Source organism: Dryocola clanedunensis subsp. sulfonylureivorans, from assembly GCF_016756775.1.
Classification (GTDB): domain Bacteria; phylum Pseudomonadota; class Gammaproteobacteria; order Enterobacterales; family Enterobacteriaceae; genus Dryocola; species Dryocola clanedunensis.
In genome coordinates this window covers 55228-71884 of sequence record NZ_JAERMU010000021.1, presented here as the reverse complement: position 1 = coordinate 71884, position 16657 = coordinate 55228, and the positions used below count along the sequence as shown (strand labels likewise).

Genomic DNA, 16657 nt, shown 5'->3' with positions numbered 1-16657 from the left:
AGCCGAAGCAAACAGCACAATTTTTCACCGCTGCAGAACATTTAAGCGCCTTGTCGCTGCAACGTGTGGTTGGTAAAGTAAGCGGATTTTGTTTCCGCCCCAGCTTTCAGGATTATCCCTTAGTATGTTGAAAAAATTTCGTGGCATGTTTTCCAATGACCTGTCCATTGACCTGGGTACCGCGAATACCCTGATTTATGTAAAAGGACAAGGCATCGTACTGAATGAGCCCTCCGTCGTGGCCATTCGCCAGGATCGTGCCGGTTCACCAAAAAGCGTTGCAGCCGTAGGTCATGACGCAAAGCAGATGCTGGGCCGTACGCCTGGTAATATCGCAGCTATTCGCCCGATGAAAGATGGCGTTATCGCTGACTTCTTCGTGACTGAAAAAATGCTGCAGCACTTTATCAAGCAGGTACACAGCAACAGTTTCATGCGCCCAAGTCCGCGCGTGCTGGTTTGCGTACCAGTGGGTGCAACGCAGGTAGAACGTCGTGCCATCCGTGAGTCCGCTCAGGGTGCAGGCGCTCGTGAAGTCTTCCTGATTGAAGAACCGATGGCAGCGGCAATTGGTGCAGGCCTGCCAGTTTCTGAAGCTACCGGCTCCATGGTGGTTGATATCGGTGGTGGTACAACTGAAGTTGCCGTTATCTCTCTGAACGGCGTGGTTTACTCCTCTTCCGTGCGTATCGGCGGTGACCGTTTCGACGAAGCCATCATTAATTATGTGCGTCGTAACTACGGCTCCCTGATTGGTGAAGCAACGGCTGAGCGAATCAAGCATGAAATCGGTTCCGCTTATCCGGGCGACGAAGTGCGTGAAATCGAAGTGCGTGGACGTAACCTGGCCGAAGGTGTGCCGCGTGGCTTTACCCTGAACTCCAACGAAATCCTCGAAGCACTGCAAGAGCCGCTGACCGGTATCGTCAGCGCCGTCATGGTTGCACTGGAACAGTGCCCACCAGAACTGGCTTCCGATATCTCCGAGCGTGGCATGGTTCTGACAGGCGGTGGCGCACTGCTGCGTAACCTTGACCGTCTGTTGATGGAAGAAACCGGTATTCCTGTAGTAGTTGCAGAAGATCCATTGACTTGCGTAGCCCGCGGCGGTGGCAAGGCGCTGGAGATGATCGACATGCACGGCGGCGACTTGTTCAGCGAAGAGTAATCAGCCGCAGGTATGGGCAGTTTGTGACTGCCCTTTCTTGTTGGCCTCGGAATACGCATAGCCTATGAAGCCCATTTTTAGCCGTGGCCCATCGCTACAGATTCGCCTTATCCTGGCGCTATTAGTGGCGGTTGGTGTCATTGTCGCCGACAGCCGCCTTGATGCGTTCAGCCAGATTCGAACGTACATGGATACTGCCGTCAGCCCTTTCTATTTTGTCTCAAATGGTCCCCGTGAATTACTCGATAGCGTGTCACAGACGCTAGCTTCGCGTGACCAGCTGAAACTTGAAAACCGTGCGTTGCGTCAGGAACTCATCCTGAAAAACAGCGAATTACTGATGATGGGCCAGTTCCGTCAGGAAAACGCACGTCTGCGTGAATTGCTTGGCTCGCCGCTGCGTCAGGATGAGCAAAAGATGGTCACTCAGGTCATCTCTACCGTCAGCGATCCTTACAGCGATCAGGTTGTTATTGATAAAGGCAGCGTCAACGGTGTTTACGAAGGCCAGCCGGTCATCAGTGATAAAGGCGTTGTCGGTCAGGTTGTTGCTGTTGCGAAGCTCACCAGTCGTGTACTGCTGATTTGCGATGCCACACATGCATTACCGATTCAGGTATTGCGTAATGATATCCGCGTGATTGCCGCCGGCAACGGTTGCACCGACGATCTGCAACTCGAGCACCTGCCTGCCAATACGGATATCCGTGTTGGTGATGTGCTGGTGACATCAGGCCTTGGCGGTCGCTTCCCGGAAGGTTACCCGGTGGGCGTCGTTTCTTCCGTCAAACTTGATACCCAGCGCGCATACACCGTGATTCAGGCTCGACCAACCGCAGGTTTACAACGTTTACGCTATCTGCTCCTGCTGTGGGGAGCCGATCGTGAAGGAAAAATGCCAATGCCGCCCGAAGAAGTTCATCGCGTGGCAAATGAGCGTCTGATGCAGATGATGCCGCAGGTTCTTCCTCCGGCCGATTCCGTAGGACCCCCAGCCCCTATCCCGGCGCCCGCCACGGGCATCACACAACCCGCTCCGGCGGTGACGACTCCTTCTGCAACTGTGACCCGAGGGGGGCAGTAGTGGGAAGTTATCGTAGTCAGGGTCGTTGGGTTATCTGGCTGTCCTTCCTGGTTGCTCTCTTATTGCAGGTCATGCCCTGGCCGGACGATCTCAAAGTCTATCGTCCGGACTGGGTATTGCTGATTCTGCTGTATTGGATCCTGGCCTTGCCCCATCGCGTAAATGTGGGTACGGGTTTTGTGATGGGTGCCATACTGGATTTAATCAGTGGTTCTACGCTGGGCGTACGCGCCCTGTCACTGAGTATCATAGCCTATCTGGCCGCCGTAAAATTCCAGCTTTTTCGTAACCTGGCGCTGTGGCAGCAGGCCCTGATGGTGATGTTGTTATCCCTGATAACCGACGTCATTGTCTTCTGGTCAGAATTTTTGGTTATCAACGTCTCTTTCCGGCCTGAAATCTTCTGGAGCAGCGTGGTAAACGGCGTTCTCTGGCCGTGGATCTTCCTGTTGATGCGGAAAGTTCGTCAACAATTTGCCGTGCAGTAAGGGTAAAAATGACTGCTTTGTATCTCGCCTCTGGCTCGCCGCGCCGTCAGGAGCTGCTGACTCAGCTTGGCGTTAGCTTCGAACGTATCGTCACAGATGTTGAAGAGCAGCGTCTCTCGCAGGAAAGCGCGGAGCAGTACGTCCGGCGTCTGGCGCGGGACAAAGCGCAGGCTGGTGTTGCGCTGGCCCCGCGCGATCTGCCGGTGTTAGGCGCGGATACCATTGTTATCTACAATGGTGAAGTGCTGGAAAAGCCACGCGATCAACAACATGCTGCACAGATGCTACGATTACTCTCTGGCCATCAGCATCAGGTCATGACGGCGGTTGCGCTGGCGGATAGCCAGTCGGTGCTTGATTGCCTTGTGATTACCGAGGTGACATTCCGCAGCTTATCAGAGCAGGATATTGCCGATTACGTTGCCTGCGGTGAGCCGATGGATAAAGCTGGTGCTTATGGTATCCAGGGGCTGGGCGGTTGTTTTGTCAGAAAAATTAATGGCAGTTACCATGCCGTTGTCGGCCTACCGCTGGTAGAAACCTATGAATTACTGAGTAATTTTCACGCCTTGCGTGATGGACGAGGAAAAGATGACGGCTGAATTACTGGTCAATGTTACCCCTTCAGAAACCAGGGTGGCGTATATTGACGGCGGAATACTGCAGGAAATCCATATTGAACGCGAAGCGCGCCGGGGGATTGTAGGGAATATCTACAAAGGTCGTGTCAGCCGGGTGCTACCGGGCATGCAGGCGGCATTTGTAGATATTGGCCTTGATAAGGCAGCGTTTCTTCACGCCTCTGACATCATGCCGCATACCGAATGTGTGGCGGGTGAAGAGCGTAAAAACTTCACGGTGCGCGATATTTCAGAGCTTGTGCGTCAGGGCCAGGACCTGATGGTGCAGGTGGTGAAAGATCCGCTGGGCACCAAAGGCGCCCGTCTCACCACCGACATCACCCTTCCTTCCCGCTACCTGGTGTTCATGCCCGGGGCTTCTCACGTTGGCGTTTCTCAGCGTATTGAAAGTGAAGAAGAGCGCGAACGTTTAAAACGCATCGTCAGTGCTTACTGCGATGAGCAGGGTGGCTTTATTATTCGTACTGCGGCGGAAGGCGTCTGCGAAGAGGATCTCTCTTCCGATGCGGCCTATCTCAAACGCGTCTGGACGAAGGTCAGCGAGCGCAAAAAACGCAATAAAACCCGCTGTGAGCTTTATGGCGAGCTGGCACTCGCTCAACGTGTACTCCGCGATTTTGCGGATGCAGCGCTCGATCGCATCCGTGTCGACTCGCGTCAGACCTATGAGATGCTGCTTGAGTTTACCGAAGAGTATATGCCGGAAGTTCATGGCAATATTGAGCACTACACGGGTCGCCAGCCTATCTTCGATCTGTTTGACGTCGAAAATGAAATTCAGCGCGCGCTGGAACGCAAAGTTGAGCTGAAATCCGGTGGCTATCTGGTTATTGATCAGACCGAAGCGATGACCACCGTGGATATCAATACCGGTGCGTTTGTCGGCCATCGCAACCTCGACGATACTATTTTCAACACCAATATCGAAGCGACCCAGGCGATTGCCCGGCAGCTGCGTTTGCGTAATCTCGGCGGTATTATCATCATCGATTTTATCGATATGAGTAACGAAGATCACCGCCGACGCGTCCTGCACTCTCTGGAGCAGGCGCTGAGTAAAGATCGCGTGAAAACCAGCGTGAACGGTTTCTCACAGCTTGGTCTGGTTGAGATGACCCGTAAACGCACCCGCGAAAGCGTGGAGCACGTACTGTGCGCAGGCTGTCCAACTTGTCATGGCCGTGGCACGGTGAAAACAGTCGAAACTGTGTGTTATGAGATCATGCGCGAAATCGTCCGCGTGCATCATGCCTACGACTCAGATCGTTTCCTGGTCTACGCCTCCCCGGCGGTTGGCGAAGCGCTGAAAAGTGAAGAATCTCACGCGCTGGCAGAGGTGGAAATCTTTGTCGGCAAACAGGTAAAAGTACAAATTGAACCGCTCTATAATCAAGAGCAGTTCGACGTTGTGATGATGTAACCTGTTCAGGTGAATGTACTTTAGGGTGACCAGGCCACAAGGCTGACAAGGAGAGATATGAGGCGACTGCCCGGCATTCTGCTGCTCACAGGCGCAACGCTGATTGTAATCGTCGCACTGCTGGTTAGTGGCCTGCGGCTTGTCTTGCCGCACCTCAATGCCTGGCGTCCGGTCATACTCGATAAGATAGAAGCCATGACCGGCACGCCGGTAGACGCCAGCCAAATCAGAGCAAGCTGGGAAAATTTTGGCCCAACGCTGGATGTCCGCGATGTGAAAGCTGGCCTGAAAGACGGCGGTGAAATGAGTATAAAGCGTGTGACGCTGGCGCTGGATATCTGGCAAAGTCTGATCCACGCCCGCTGGCAGTTCCGCGATCTGACCTTTTATCAGCTTCATCTGCGTACCAATACCCCGCTCAGCCAGAACAAAGGCGACAAGAAGATGGCGCCGGGAAAGATCAGCGATCTTTTCTTACGCCAGTTCGATCACTTCGATCTGCGCGACAGTTCCCTGAGCTTCCTGACGCTTTCCGGCCAGCGTGCTGAACTGACTATTCCCCAGCTGAACTGGCTGAATACCAAAAATCGTCACCGGGCAGAAGGACAGGTCAGCCTCTCCAGCTTCAACGGCCAGCACGGTCTGGCTAACGTCAGGATGGATTTGCGCGATGATAACGGCATCCTGAACATTGGCAAAGTCTGGCTACAGGCCGATCGTGTTGACGTGAAGCCGTGGCTTGGCCGCTGGATGCAGGACAACATCGATCTTCAGAACGCCGAGTTCAGCCTTGAGGCCTGGGTTGATATTAAGAAAGGTGATGTCGCGGGGGGCAACATCTGGCTTAAACAGGGTGGCTCCAGCTGGAAAGGGGAAAAGCGCAACCATACGCTCTCCGTCGACAATCTGATGGCCCGGGTTAACCGCGACCAGACAGGCTGGAACCTGGCTATCCCTTCAACGAATATTACGCTCGATGGCAAAACGTGGCCGAAAGGCTCGCTGTCGATGGCGTGGATAGGCCCTCAGGACGTCGGTGGTAAAGAGGGTAAGCGCAGCGAAGAACTCCATGTCCGCGCAACCAACATGGAGCTGGAAAGCTTCAATGGGCTGCTGCCAATCGCGGCGAAAGTCTCTCCCGATCTGGGTGAAATCTGGCAAATCATGCAGCCTCGCGGGCACATTGACGTGCTGGCGGCGGACATCCCTCTGCAGGAAACTGAAAAAACGCGTCTGCAAGGGCGCTGGAAAAACGTCAGCTGGAATCAGTGGAAGCTGCTGCCGGGTATGGAGAATTTCTCCGGCTCGGTAACGGGTAGCGTGGAGCATGGGCAGCTGAAAGCCCTGGTGAGCAAGGCGAAAATGCCGTACGAGACGGTATTCCGCGCGCCACTGGAAGTGGAAAAGGGGGCCGCCACGCTGGAATGGCAGAAAAATGCCCGCGGCTTCCAGCTCGACGGCAAGCAAATTGATGTGAAAGCGCGCTCCCTTTGGGCCAGGGGCGATTTTCGCTATTACCAGCCTGCTGGTGGCGATCCATGGCTGAGTATCCTGGCCGGAATCAGCACCAGCAATGGGGCGGATGCCTGGCGCTACTTCCCCGAAAACCTGATGGGCAAAGATCTGGTGGATTACCTGAGCGGAGCGATTCAGGGGGGGCAGGCCGACAGCGCCACGCTGGTGTATGGCGGCAACCCGCATCTCTTCCCTTATAAGCACAACGAAGGGCAGTTTGAAGTGCTGGTGCCGCTGCGTAACGCGAAATTTGCCTTCCAGCCGGACTGGCCTGCGCTGGAAAATCTTAACATTGAGCTCGACTTCCTCAACGACGGCTTATGGATGAAAACCCCGGGGGTAAAACTCGGCGGGGTAACGGCGAGTAACTTAACCGCCATCATTCCCGATTATTCCAAAGAGAAGCTGCTGATTGATGCTGATATCAGCGGCCCGGGCAGTGCCGTGGGACCATATTTTAAGGAGACACCGCTTGAGGACTCCCTGGCCGCGGCCCTTGATGAACTCCAGATTGGCGGCGATGTGAACGCTCGCTTACATCTTGATATTCCGCTCGATGGCAAGATGACCACCGCCAAAGGTGATGTCGTCCTGAAGGACAACACGCTGCTGATCAAGCCACTCTCCAGCACGCTAAAAAATCTCAGCGGTAAATTCAGCTTCGTGAACGGCGACCTGCAAAGCGAGCCGCTGCGCGCGACCTGGTTCAATCAGCCGGTAGAGATTAACTTTGATACCAAAACAGGGGCCAAAGCGTACCAGATAGGCGTTAATCTCAACGGTAACTGGCAGCTGAATAAAACCGGCGTGTTACCGGAGCAGATTAACAAGGCGTTAAGCGGCAGCGCGGCCTGGAAAAGTAACGTAGGGATCGCTCTGCCTTACGAAGGCAAGCCGACTTACAGTGTTGACCTGGATGCGGACCTGAAGAGTGTGAGTAGTCACTTACCTGCGCCGGTTAATAAATCCGCCGGGCAGCCTCTGCCGCTGAAAATAGCCGTGAAGGGCGACCTGAACAGCTTTAATTTAACGGGCAGCGCCGCGGGCAACCACCGTTTCTCCAGCCGCTGGCTGTTAAATAAGAAGCTGACTCTCGATCGTGCCATTTGGGCAACGAACAGCCATACGGTGCCGCCACTACCTGATCATAAAGGCCTTGAGCTGGATCTGCCGGCAATGGACGGCGCGCAATGGCTAGCGTTGTTCAGCCAGGGAGCCACCGAACAGGTTAGCCATTCTGCGGAGTTTCCTTCAGACATTACCTTGCGGACTCCCGCGCTGACGCTGGGCGGACAAGTGTGGAATAACCTGAGCCTGGTTTCAAAGCAGGTGCCAGGCGGCACGCAAATCAACGCTCAGGGTCGTGAGGTGAACGGCACGCTGAACATTCGCGACGGCGCACCATGGCAGGCGACGATAAAATACCTCTATTTCAACCCGGACTGGAGCATTGCTAAATCGTCGACCCCGCCGAGCGGCACAGCTGCGCCAGAAAACGATAAAATCAGCTTCCGTGACTGGCCTGACATTCAGCTACGCTGCGCCGAATGCTGGTTATGGGGCCAAAAATACGGACGCATCGATGGCGATGTGGCCATTAAAGGCGACACGCTCAAATTGACTAACGGCCTGGTGGATAATGGTTTCGCACGCCTGACGGGTAATGGGGAATGGGTCAACGCGCCAGGCGAAACACGCACCTCGCTGAAAGGAAAGCTGAAAGGGAAAAAGCTGGATGCGGCGACAAACTTCTTTGGTGCCAAAACCCCTATTCAGGATTCCTCTTTCGATCTGGATTACGATCTGCACTGGCGTAATGCTCCCTGGAAGCCGGAAACCTCCTCGCTTAACGGCATTCTTCATACCCGGCTGGGCAAAGGACAAATTTCTGACCTTGGAACAGGGCATGCCGGCCAGCTGCTGCGCCTGGTCAGCTTCGATGCGCTACTGCGCAAGATACGTTTTGATTTCAGCGATACCTTCGGTGATGGTTTCTACTTTGACTCTATCCGCAGCACGGCATGGATTAAAGACGGCGTGCTGCATACCGATGACACATTGGTCGACGGTCTTGAGGCCGATATCGCGATGAAAGGTTCAGTGGACCTGGTTCGCCGTCAGCTCAATATGGAAGCCGTGGTCGCGCCGGAAATCTCGGCGACGGTTGGCGTGGCGACAGCTTTCGTGATCAACCCCATTGTGGGCGCAGCGGTGTTTGCCGCCAGTAAAGTACTGGGGCCGCTATGGAGTAAAATCTCCGTGCTGCGCTATCACATCTCCGGCCCAATAGACGATCCGAAAATCAACGAAGTGCTGCGCCAGCCTCGCGTCAACGCTGTGAAGTGATTTGACGCGGGGAGCTAATTGCCGCAAGCTCAATAGATATCTCCAATCGATAGACAAATAAGAGTAGCCAAACGATGAGTCTGAACCTGGTAAGTGAGCAGTTGCTGTCTGCGAATGGCTTAAACCATCAAGATCTGTTTTCCATTCTGGGACAGCTGTCCGAGCGCCGACTCGACTATGGCGATCTCTATTTCCAGTCCAGTTATCACGAATCCTGGGTATTAGAAGACCGCATTATTAAAGATGGTTCGTACAACATTGACCAGGGTGTCGGTGTACGTGCCGTCAGTGGGGAAAAAACGGGTTTTGCTTACGCCGACCAAATCAGCCTGTTAGCGCTTGAACAGAGTGCTCATGCTGCGCGAAGCATTGTGCGTGAACAAGGCGATGGCCGTGCGCGTACCCTTGGGGCGGTGCAGCACAGCGCGCTGTATACCAGCGCCGACCCTTTGCAGAGCATGACCCGCGAAGAGAAGCTCGACATCCTTAAGCGTGTGGATAGCGTGGCGCGTGCTGCGGACAAACGTGTTCAGGAAGTCACAGCAAGTCTGACCGGCGTATATGAATTAATTCTGGTCGCGGCGACCGATGGCACTTTGGCAGCGGATGTTCGTCCTCTGGTACGCCTGTCGGTCAGCGTTCAGGTTGAAGAAGACGGTAAACGCGAGCGTGGATCGAGCGGCGGCGGCGGTCGTTTTGGCTATGACTACTTCCTTGAAACCGTTGACGGTGAAGTGCGTGCCGATGCATGGGCAAAAGAAGCCGTGCGCATGGCATTAATAACCCTCTCTGCTGTTGCCGCTCCTGCGGGCATGTTCCCGGTCGTACTTGGCGCGGGCTGGCCGGGCGTCCTGCTGCATGAAGCGGTGGGTCACGGTCTGGAAGGTGACTTTAACCGTCGCGGTACGTCCGTATTCAGCGGCCAGATGGGCCAGCTGGTGGCCTCCGAGCTGTGTACCGTTGTGGACGATGGCACGATGGCAAACCGCCGTGGCTCTGTCGCCATCGATGACGAAGGTGTTCCGGGTCAGTACAACGTACTGATTGAAAAAGGCGTGCTGAAAGGCTACATGCAGGACAAGCTGAACGCGCGTCTGATGGGCGTTGCGCCAACCGGTAATGGTCGTCGCGAATCTTACGCACATTTGCCCATGCCACGTATGACCAACACTTACATGCTGGCCGGGAAATCAACGCCGCAGGAAATCATTGAGTCCGTTGAGTACGGTATCTATGCGCCTAACTTCGGTGGCGGGCAGGTGGATATCACTTCCGGTAAGTTCGTCTTCTCTACTTCAGAAGCGTACCTCATCGAGAACGGTAAAGTGACTAAGCCAGTAAAGGGCGCGACGCTGATTGGCTCGGGCATTGAAACCATGCAGCAGATCTCCATGGTCGGTAACGACCTGGCGCTGGATAACGGCGTAGGCGTCTGCGGCAAAGAGGGGCAGAGCCTGCCGGTTGGCGTAGGCCAGCCAACGCTCAAGGTCGATAACCTGACGGTTGGCGGCACCGCTTAAGCGTTAACCTATGGCCGGGGCTAGCCCCGGCTGTTTTCTGAACCCCGCCCATTCCTTTCCCGCATTCCCTGATACAGCTGCGCGACCTTCACGAAATACTCTGTCAGATAGTTAATGCACACCTGCACCTTCAGCGGCAGCTTATCTTTTTCGGTATACAGCGCATAAACCGGACGAGGATCTGACTGGTAGCGTGAGAATAAGATCTCAAGGTCGCCATTGTTGATCTCATCGATCACCCACATGATAGGCACATAAGCGATCCCCGCTCCGGCTTTCAGCCAGCGGGATAACGTCATGGGATCATTGGTGACAAAACGTCCCTGTGGAATGATCTTCGTTGGCAGGCCTTCCGGTGCGATAAGCTCAAATTCGTTATCGGGACGAACGCTATACTCAAGCCAGGAGTGGTTTGCCAGGTCAGCAGGTTTTTCCGGAATACCGTTTTGCTGGAGATACGTTTTTGACGCGCAGATTACCATCGGCATAGAGCCAAGCCGCCTTGAGAACAGGCTCGAATCCTGCAGCGCTCCGACGCGGATCACGACATCCAGACCGTCAGCGATTAAATCGGGGGCGGGAATACCGGTGACCAGATTTACCGTCAGCCCCGGATACTCCTTGAGCATCTCCGCCGTCATATTGGCGAGGACATTATGAGCCATGGTTGAAGAGCTGCCTATGCGCAGCGTTCCAATCGGCGTGTTGTTAAAAGCATAAAGCTGCTCGTGAACTTCCTGCGCCTCGTGCAGCATTTTGCGGCAGCCAATATAGTAGATTTTCCCGGCTTCAGTCAGGCCAATGCTGCGGGTGCTTCGGTTTAGCAGCTTCACCTGCAGTTCATCCTCCAGTTTCGAAACCGTCTGGCTGATGGAAGAAACGCTCATCTGCAATTGCCTTGCGGCGGCGGTAAACGAGCCGAGATCGACAACTTTGGCAAACACTGACATGCGTTTAAGTCTTTCCATGATTTACTCTGATTGTTCACTCTCAGTTAAAAGTGATTTAGATCACATATTATAGATAACAGGGTAACAGTTACGTTAATATATTATTATTAACACAACCCACACCGCGTTCTCGCCTGCCGTTCCCGGCAACTCTTTCGCGGATCAACCATCAGGGGCTGTGTCGTAAGTACTATTCAGACAAGGTTAACATGACTTTATTTCCGGTTATCGTGGTATTCGGGCTTTCCTTTCCACCGATATTCTTTGAGCTGATTTTATCGCTGGCCGCGTTCTGGCTGGTACGCCGATTGCTGACCCCTACGGGTATCTATGATTTCGTCTGGCATCCGGCATTGTTTAATACAGCGCTTTATTGCTGCCTGTTTTATCTCATCTCGCAGCTGTTCGTTTGAGGTTGATGTGAAAACACTGACAAGAAAAATGACCCGTACCGCCATCACGCTAATCCTTGTGCTGCTGGCTTTCATCGCTATATTCCGCGCCTGGGTGTTTTATACCGAATCACCGTGGACGCGTGACGCCCGCTTTACCGCAGATGTCGTTGCTATCGCACCGGACGTCTCCGGGCTGATTACTTCCGTTAACGTGCACGACAACCAGCTGGTGAAGAAAGATCAGGTGCTGTTTACGATCGACCAGCCGCGTTATCAGAAAGCGCTGGAAGAAGCACAGGCCGATGTTGCGTACTTTAAAGCGCTTGCCAGCGAAAAACGTCGTGAAGCAGGGCGTCGTAACCAGTTAGGTACGCAGGCTATGTCACGTGAAGAGATTGACCAGTCTAATAACCTGCTGCAAACCGTGCTGCACCAGCTTGCGAAATCTGAGGCGACGCGTGATCTTGCGCAGCTCGATCTGCAGCGTACGATTATCCGTGCGCCAGCCGATGGCTGGGTGACAAACCTGAGCGTTCACGGCGGGGAATTCATTACCCGTGGTTCAACGGCCGTCGCGCTGGTAAAACAGCATACCTTTTACATCCTCGCCTATATGGAAGAGACCAAGCTGGAGGGCATTCGTCCGGGTTATCGCGTACAAATTACACCGCTTGGTAGCAACCGCGTGCTGCGAGGTACGGTAGACAGCATCTCCGCAGGCGTCACCAATGCCAGCAGCACCAGTGACTCAAAAGGTCTGGCTACGGTTGACTCCAACCTCGAATGGGTTCGCCTGGCGCAGCGCGTGCCGGTACGTATCCACCTCGATCAGCAGCAGGGTAACCTGTTCCCGGCGGGCACCACGGCAACGGTTGTCGTCACCGGCGAGAAAGACCGGGATATTGACCATGACTCCGTATTTATCAAATTCATGCATCGTCTGCGTGAGTTTGGTTAAGCGCCGCTGATATGTATTCCATCTCACCCTACCATCTACGCTTTGCCTTCAAGCTGGCGTTTGCCATCGTGCTGGCGCTGTTTGTTGGCTTCCATTTTCAGCTGGAAACGCCACGCTGGGCGGTCTTAACCGCCGCCATTGTTGCGGCAGGCCCGGCATTTGCTGCCGGGGGCGAGCCGTATTCCGGCGCGATTCGTTACCGCGGGATGCTCCGTATCATCGGGACATTTATTGGCTGTATCGCGGCACTGATCATCATCACTACGCTTATCCGCGCGCCAATCGTCATGCTGCTGGTCTGCTGTATCTGGGCGGGATTCTGCACCTGGATCTCCTCGCTGGTGAAGGTGGAAAACTCCTATGCGTGGGGCCTGTCGGGCTATACGGCGCTGATTATTATCGTCACTATCCAGGCTAACCCGGTCACGGCACCGCAGTTTGCCGTCGAGCGCTGCAGCGAAATCGTTATCGGCATCGTCTGCGCCATCCTTGCTGACTTAGTTTTCTCTCCGCGCTCCATCAAGCAGGAAATCGACCGCGAGCTGGACAATCTGCTGGTAGACCAGTATCGCCTGATGCAGCTCTGCATCGCCCACGGTGACAAAGAAGAGGTCGATAAGTCCTGGGCCAATCTGGTGCGGCGTACCACGGCCCTGGAGGGCATGCGTTCAAACCTGAAAATTGAATCCTCCCGCTGGGGTCAGGCAAACCGTCGCCTGAAAGCCATCAATACGCTCTCTCTGACGCTGATTACCCAGGCCGGGGAAACCTACCTGATTCAGAACACGCGTCCGGAATTCGTCACGCCAGAGTTTAAAATGCTGTTCGAAATGCCGGTTGAGACTGCCGCCGACGTTCACAAGCAAATGAAGATGCTGCGTCGGTTTATCTCTTCAAGCGGTGAAAAACATACGCCCGTGACTATCAGTAGCTGGGTAGGGGCAGCGACGCGCTTCCTGCTGCTGAAGCGGGGAATTGCCAGTAACACCAGGATCAATGCCGTCGAAGAAGAGGTCCTGAGCGGTGAAACCGTTGTTAAAATGCATTCCGCCGAACGGCATCATGCGATGATTAACTTCTGGCGCACGACAATTGCCTGTGGTCTTGGAAGCCTGTTCTGGCTGTGGACCGGCTGGACCTCCGGCAGCGGGGCGATGGTGATGATTGCGGTGGTGACCTCCCTTGCCATGCGCCTGCCTAACCCGCGAATGGTCGCGCTGGATTTCCTGTACGGCATGCTGGTGGCTCTGCCGCTGGGGGCGCTCTATTTCCTTGTTATCATTCCCTCGACTCAGCAAAGCATGCTGCTGCTGTGTATCAGCCTGGCGCTGCTCGGCTTTTTCATTGGTATCGAAGTGCAAAAACGGCGGCTGGGATCGATGGGGGCCCTTGCCGGGACAATTAACGTCATCGTGCTGGATAACCCAATGACCTTCCACTTCAGCTCCTTCCTGGACAGCGCGCTGGGGCAGATCGTCGGCTGCTTCCTGGCGATGATGGTTATTTTGCTTGTGCGGGACAACTCAAAAGATCGTACCGGGCGCACGCTGCTCAACCAGTTTGTGTCAGCCGCCGTCTCGGCGCTGACGACCAACAAAGCTCGCCGCAAAGAGAACCACCTGCCCGCACTTTATCAACAGCTCTATCTGCTGCTGAATATGTTCCCTGGCGACATTGCCCGTTACCGTCTGGCGCTGATCCTGATCATTGCGCACCAGCGGCTGCGCGATGCCCCGATACCGGTCAATGCCGATCTCTCGGCTTTCCACCGGCAGCTTCGCAATACCGCGGATCAAGTCATCTCGGCCTCGAACGATGATAAACGGCGGAAATACTTCCTGCAGCTGCTCGGCGAGCTGGAGATTTACCAGGAAAAACTGAAGGTCTGGGAGGCCCCGCTCCAGGTGACCGAGCCGGTCAAACGGCTTGCCGACGTGCTGCATCGCTATCAGCATGCGCTGATTGATGCCTAGTCTGAGTTCCCGAGCCGACGCCCTGCGTCGGCTTTTTTGTATCTATACTTACCTGATGTGCGTTTTTAAATCAGGAGAAAACTATGACAAATCAGGCACTCCAGGACAGTGAGTTATTCAACACTGGCTATCTGGTCAACGGCGAATGGCGCAAACTTGATAAGACCTTTGACGTGATCAACCCTGCGACCGGCGAGACCATCGCTAAGGTTGCCAAAGCGGGTAAGAAAGAGACCGAAGAAGCCATTGCGGCGGCGACCAAAGCATTCCCTTCCTGGCGCGCGAAAACTGCCAAGGAGCGTTCCACCCTCCTCTATCGCTGGTACGAGCTGATAATCGAAAACAAGAGCTGGCTGGGGCGTTTAATGACGACCGAGCAGGGCAAGCCGCTGAAAGAGGCCGAAGGGGAGGTTGAGTACGCCGCCAGCTTCATCCAGTGGTTCGCTGAACAGGCCAAGCGTGCCAACGGTGAAATCATTCCACCGGCCAAGCCCGGATCGCGAATTCTCGCTACCCGAGAGCCGATAGGCGTCGTCGCTGCCATTACTCCGTGGAACTTCCCGATGGCGATGCTGACCCGCAAGCTGGGGCCAGCTCTGGCAGCCGGCTGTACTGGCGTAATCAAACCGGCTAACAATACGCCTCTGTCCGCTTTTGCCCTGCTGGCGCTGGCGAAAAAAGCTGGCGTTCCGGATGGCGTGTTGAATGCCGTTGCGGGAAATACCCCGGAAATCAGCGACGCCATCATGGCCAGCCACGACGTTCGTAAAATCTCCTTCACGGGATCCACGGCGGTAGGCAAAACGCTGGTGCGCAACGCCGCGGACACCATGAAAAAAGTATCGATGGAGCTTGGCGGCAACGCGCCGTATATCGTCTTCGACGATGCGGATATCGATGAAGCCGTGAAGGGAGCCATCGCCAATAAATTCCGTAATGCGGGCCAGGTCTGCGTGAGCGTCAACCGCTTCTTTATTCAGGAAAGCGTTTATGACGAATTCGTCAACAAGCTCGCGGAAGCGGTTAAGGCGCTGAAGGTCGGAAACGGTCTCGAAGAAGGCGTTGTTGTGGGCCCGCTGATAGAAAAATCTGCCGTCGATAAAGTTCGGGAGCACGTAGAAGATGCGCTGGAAAAAGGCGGCAAGGCTTTGGTGGGAGGAGCAAGCCATGAGCTTGGCGGTAACTTCTGGCAACCAACGGTGATAACGGGTGCCAGTGATGATATGAAACTGGCCCAGGAAGAGACATTTGGCCCGCTGGCCGCATGCTTCAGTTTTAAAACGGAGGAGGAGGTCATTGAGCGTGCCAATAACACGCCGTTTGGCCTGGCGGCTTACTTCTACACCCAGAATCTGAAGCGCGTTTTCCGCGTATCGCAGGCGCTGGAAAGCGGCATGATTGGCATAAATGAATGTGCAGTATCCACAGAGCTTGGGCCTTTTGGCGGCGTGAAAGAGTCTGGTTTAGGGCGAGAAGGCTCCGTGCTGGGGCTGGAAGAATTTCTGGAAGTGAAAACCTTGCATATTGGCGGTCTGTAAGCGCCGGGCGTGAGGCATATTCCGGTGGGGTGGCAGGAAATGAAAAAATATACTTTTGATTTTAATCAGATAGAAGACCAGCCAGGATTCTATCGCCACTTTATCCAGACTTTTGCGCTGGAGAAAAAACAGGTGCACGATCTCGACAGTCTGTGGGATGTGGTGATTGGTGGAGGTTTGCCGCTGCCGGTTGAGATTGAGTTTGTTAACCTGCCGGAGATGCAAAGGCGTCGTTACGGCGCGTTAATTTTGCTGTTCGACGAGGCGGAAGAAGAGCTGGAAGGGCAGCTGCGCTTTAACGTGCAGGCATAAAAAAGCCCCCGCGAGCGGGGGCAAAGTCGTCGGACGTGACGACGAGGGTTATTTATACAGCTCAGCCGTTGCGTGACGGGTATCGCCAGAACGAGCCTCTGTAATTCGGTAAGCTGAAGCGCCATGCTCAGTCGCTTTCTGTGACAGCTCCTGACGCATATCCATTGGTGAGCTACCAACCTGACTGATGGAAATGCTCCCCATAGACTGCATGTTTTGCGCTTGTTCGCTGGAAATCTGCTGTGCTGCTGCGTTAGCGCCAAAAGAGAGAACGGACAGAAGGCTAATGGCCGCGATGGTTAATTTGGTTTTCATGATATCGACTCCTCAATAATGTTGACGACGACCG

Annotated in this window: 14 protein-coding genes; 12 read left to right on the top strand and 2 right to left on the bottom strand. The window is 54.6% G+C overall.

From position 1 onward, the window contains the following. Positions 1-124: 124 nt before the first annotated feature. The 7 genes from mreB (at position 125) to tldD (ending at position 10182) form a co-directional block, all read left to right on the top strand. On the top strand, positions 125-1168 hold the full coding sequence (gene mreB, locus HYQ67_RS19010) for a rod shape-determining protein MreB (protein WP_000913396.1): 1044 nt from the start codon (positions 125-127) through the stop codon (positions 1166-1168). Positions 1169-1232: 64 nt separating this feature from the next. Then, a complete protein-coding gene (gene mreC, locus HYQ67_RS19005; protein WP_202306191.1) occupies positions 1233-2252 on the top strand; it encodes a rod shape-determining protein MreC in 1020 nt (339 codons plus the stop codon). Beyond that, positions 2252-2740 carry a rod shape-determining protein MreD gene (gene mreD / locus HYQ67_RS19000; RefSeq protein WP_202306190.1) on the top strand — a complete coding sequence of 163 codons (489 nt, stop codon included), beginning with the start codon at positions 2252-2254 and terminating at the stop codon, positions 2738-2740. Before mreC ends, mreD begins: the two co-directional genes overlap by 1 nt. An 8-nt stretch (positions 2741-2748) precedes the next feature. After that, a complete protein-coding gene (locus tag HYQ67_RS18995) occupies positions 2749-3342 on the top strand; it encodes a Maf family protein (protein WP_202306189.1) in 594 nt (197 codons plus the stop codon). Then, positions 3332-4801 (top strand): ribonuclease G, encoded by a 1470-nt coding sequence (gene rng, locus HYQ67_RS18990; RefSeq protein ID WP_202306188.1) that lies wholly within the window; start codon positions 3332-3334, stop codon positions 4799-4801. Before HYQ67_RS18995 ends, rng begins: the two co-directional genes overlap by 11 nt. A gap of 57 nt (positions 4802-4858) precedes the next feature. Continuing rightward, complete coding sequence (gene yhdP / locus HYQ67_RS18985; protein ID WP_202306187.1) at positions 4859-8662, top strand: AsmA2 domain-containing protein YhdP; 3804 nt, start codon at positions 4859-4861, stop codon at positions 8660-8662. 74 nt (positions 8663-8736) lie between these two features. Then, positions 8737-10182: a metalloprotease TldD gene (tldD, locus tag HYQ67_RS18980; RefSeq protein ID WP_202306183.1), complete on the top strand. Its 1446-nt coding sequence runs from the start codon at positions 8737-8739 to the stop codon at positions 10180-10182. A gap of 20 nt (positions 10183-10202) precedes the next feature. Here tldD and aaeR read toward each other — a convergent pair whose 3' ends face one another. After that, a complete protein-coding gene (gene aaeR / locus HYQ67_RS18975; RefSeq protein WP_202306180.1) occupies positions 10203-11150 on the bottom strand; it encodes an HTH-type transcriptional activator AaeR in 948 nt (315 codons plus the stop codon). Between the two features lie 191 nt (positions 11151-11341). Between aaeR and aaeX the strand changes: the two genes are divergently transcribed. The 5 genes from aaeX (at position 11342) to HYQ67_RS18950 (ending at position 16308) form a co-directional block, all read left to right on the top strand. Beyond that, positions 11342-11545, top strand: coding sequence for a p-hydroxybenzoic acid efflux pump operon protein AaeX (aaeX, locus tag HYQ67_RS18970; RefSeq protein WP_202306178.1), 204 nt, complete (start codon positions 11342-11344; stop codon positions 11543-11545). A gap of 7 nt (positions 11546-11552) precedes the next feature. Next, positions 11553-12485 (top strand): p-hydroxybenzoic acid efflux pump subunit AaeA, encoded by a 933-nt coding sequence (gene aaeA, locus HYQ67_RS18965; protein ID WP_202306177.1) that lies wholly within the window; start codon positions 11553-11555, stop codon positions 12483-12485. Positions 12486-12496: 11 nt separating this feature from the next. After that, positions 12497-14458, top strand: a complete 1962-nt coding sequence (gene aaeB / locus HYQ67_RS18960; RefSeq protein WP_202306176.1) for a p-hydroxybenzoic acid efflux pump subunit AaeB — start codon at positions 12497-12499, stop codon at positions 14456-14458. 83 nt (positions 14459-14541) lie between these two features. After that, complete coding sequence (locus HYQ67_RS18955) at positions 14542-15996, top strand: NAD-dependent succinate-semialdehyde dehydrogenase (protein ID WP_202306175.1); 1455 nt, start codon at positions 14542-14544, stop codon at positions 15994-15996. 39 nt (positions 15997-16035) lie between these two features. Next, entirely contained in the window at positions 16036-16308 is a 273-nt protein-coding gene (locus HYQ67_RS18950; RefSeq protein WP_202306174.1) for a barstar family protein, read from the top strand. A 48-nt stretch (positions 16309-16356) separates the two neighbouring features. On the opposite strand, the gene yhcN is transcribed toward HYQ67_RS18950, so the two are convergent. Then, positions 16357-16623, bottom strand: coding sequence for a peroxide/acid stress response protein YhcN (gene yhcN, locus HYQ67_RS18945; RefSeq protein ID WP_202306173.1), 267 nt, complete (start codon positions 16621-16623; stop codon positions 16357-16359). Positions 16624-16657 lie beyond the last annotated feature (34 nt).

Excerpts from the sequence above, each read along its gene's own strand:
- mreB (WP_000913396.1), top strand. The coding sequence starts at position 125 with ATGTTGAAAAAATTTCGTGGCATGTTTTCCAATGACCTGTCCATTGAC.
- mreC (WP_202306191.1), top strand. The coding sequence starts at position 1,233 with ATGAAGCCCATTTTTAGCCGTGGCCCATCGCTACAGATTCGCCTTATC.
- HYQ67_RS18995 (WP_202306189.1), top strand. The coding sequence starts at position 2,749 with ATGACTGCTTTGTATCTCGCCTCTGGCTCGCCGCGCCGTCAGGAGCTG.
- rng (WP_202306188.1), top strand. The coding sequence starts at position 3,332 with ATGACGGCTGAATTACTGGTCAATGTTACCCCTTCAGAAACCAGGGTG.
- yhdP (WP_202306187.1), top strand. The coding sequence starts at position 4,859 with ATGAGGCGACTGCCCGGCATTCTGCTGCTCACAGGCGCAACGCTGATT.
- tldD (WP_202306183.1), top strand. The coding sequence starts at position 8,737 with ATGAGTCTGAACCTGGTAAGTGAGCAGTTGCTGTCTGCGAATGGCTTA.
- aaeR (WP_202306180.1), bottom strand. The coding sequence starts at position 11,150 with ATGGAAAGACTTAAACGCATGTCAGTGTTTGCCAAAGTTGTCGATCTC.
- aaeX (WP_202306178.1), top strand. The coding sequence starts at position 11,342 with ATGACTTTATTTCCGGTTATCGTGGTATTCGGGCTTTCCTTTCCACCG.
- aaeB (WP_202306176.1), top strand. The coding sequence starts at position 12,497 with ATGTATTCCATCTCACCCTACCATCTACGCTTTGCCTTCAAGCTGGCG.
- HYQ67_RS18955 (WP_202306175.1), top strand. The coding sequence starts at position 14,542 with ATGACAAATCAGGCACTCCAGGACAGTGAGTTATTCAACACTGGCTAT.
- HYQ67_RS18950 (WP_202306174.1), top strand. The coding sequence starts at position 16,036 with ATGAAAAAATATACTTTTGATTTTAATCAGATAGAAGACCAGCCAGGA.
- yhcN (WP_202306173.1), bottom strand. The coding sequence starts at position 16,623 with ATGAAAACCAAATTAACCATCGCGGCCATTAGCCTTCTGTCCGTTCTC.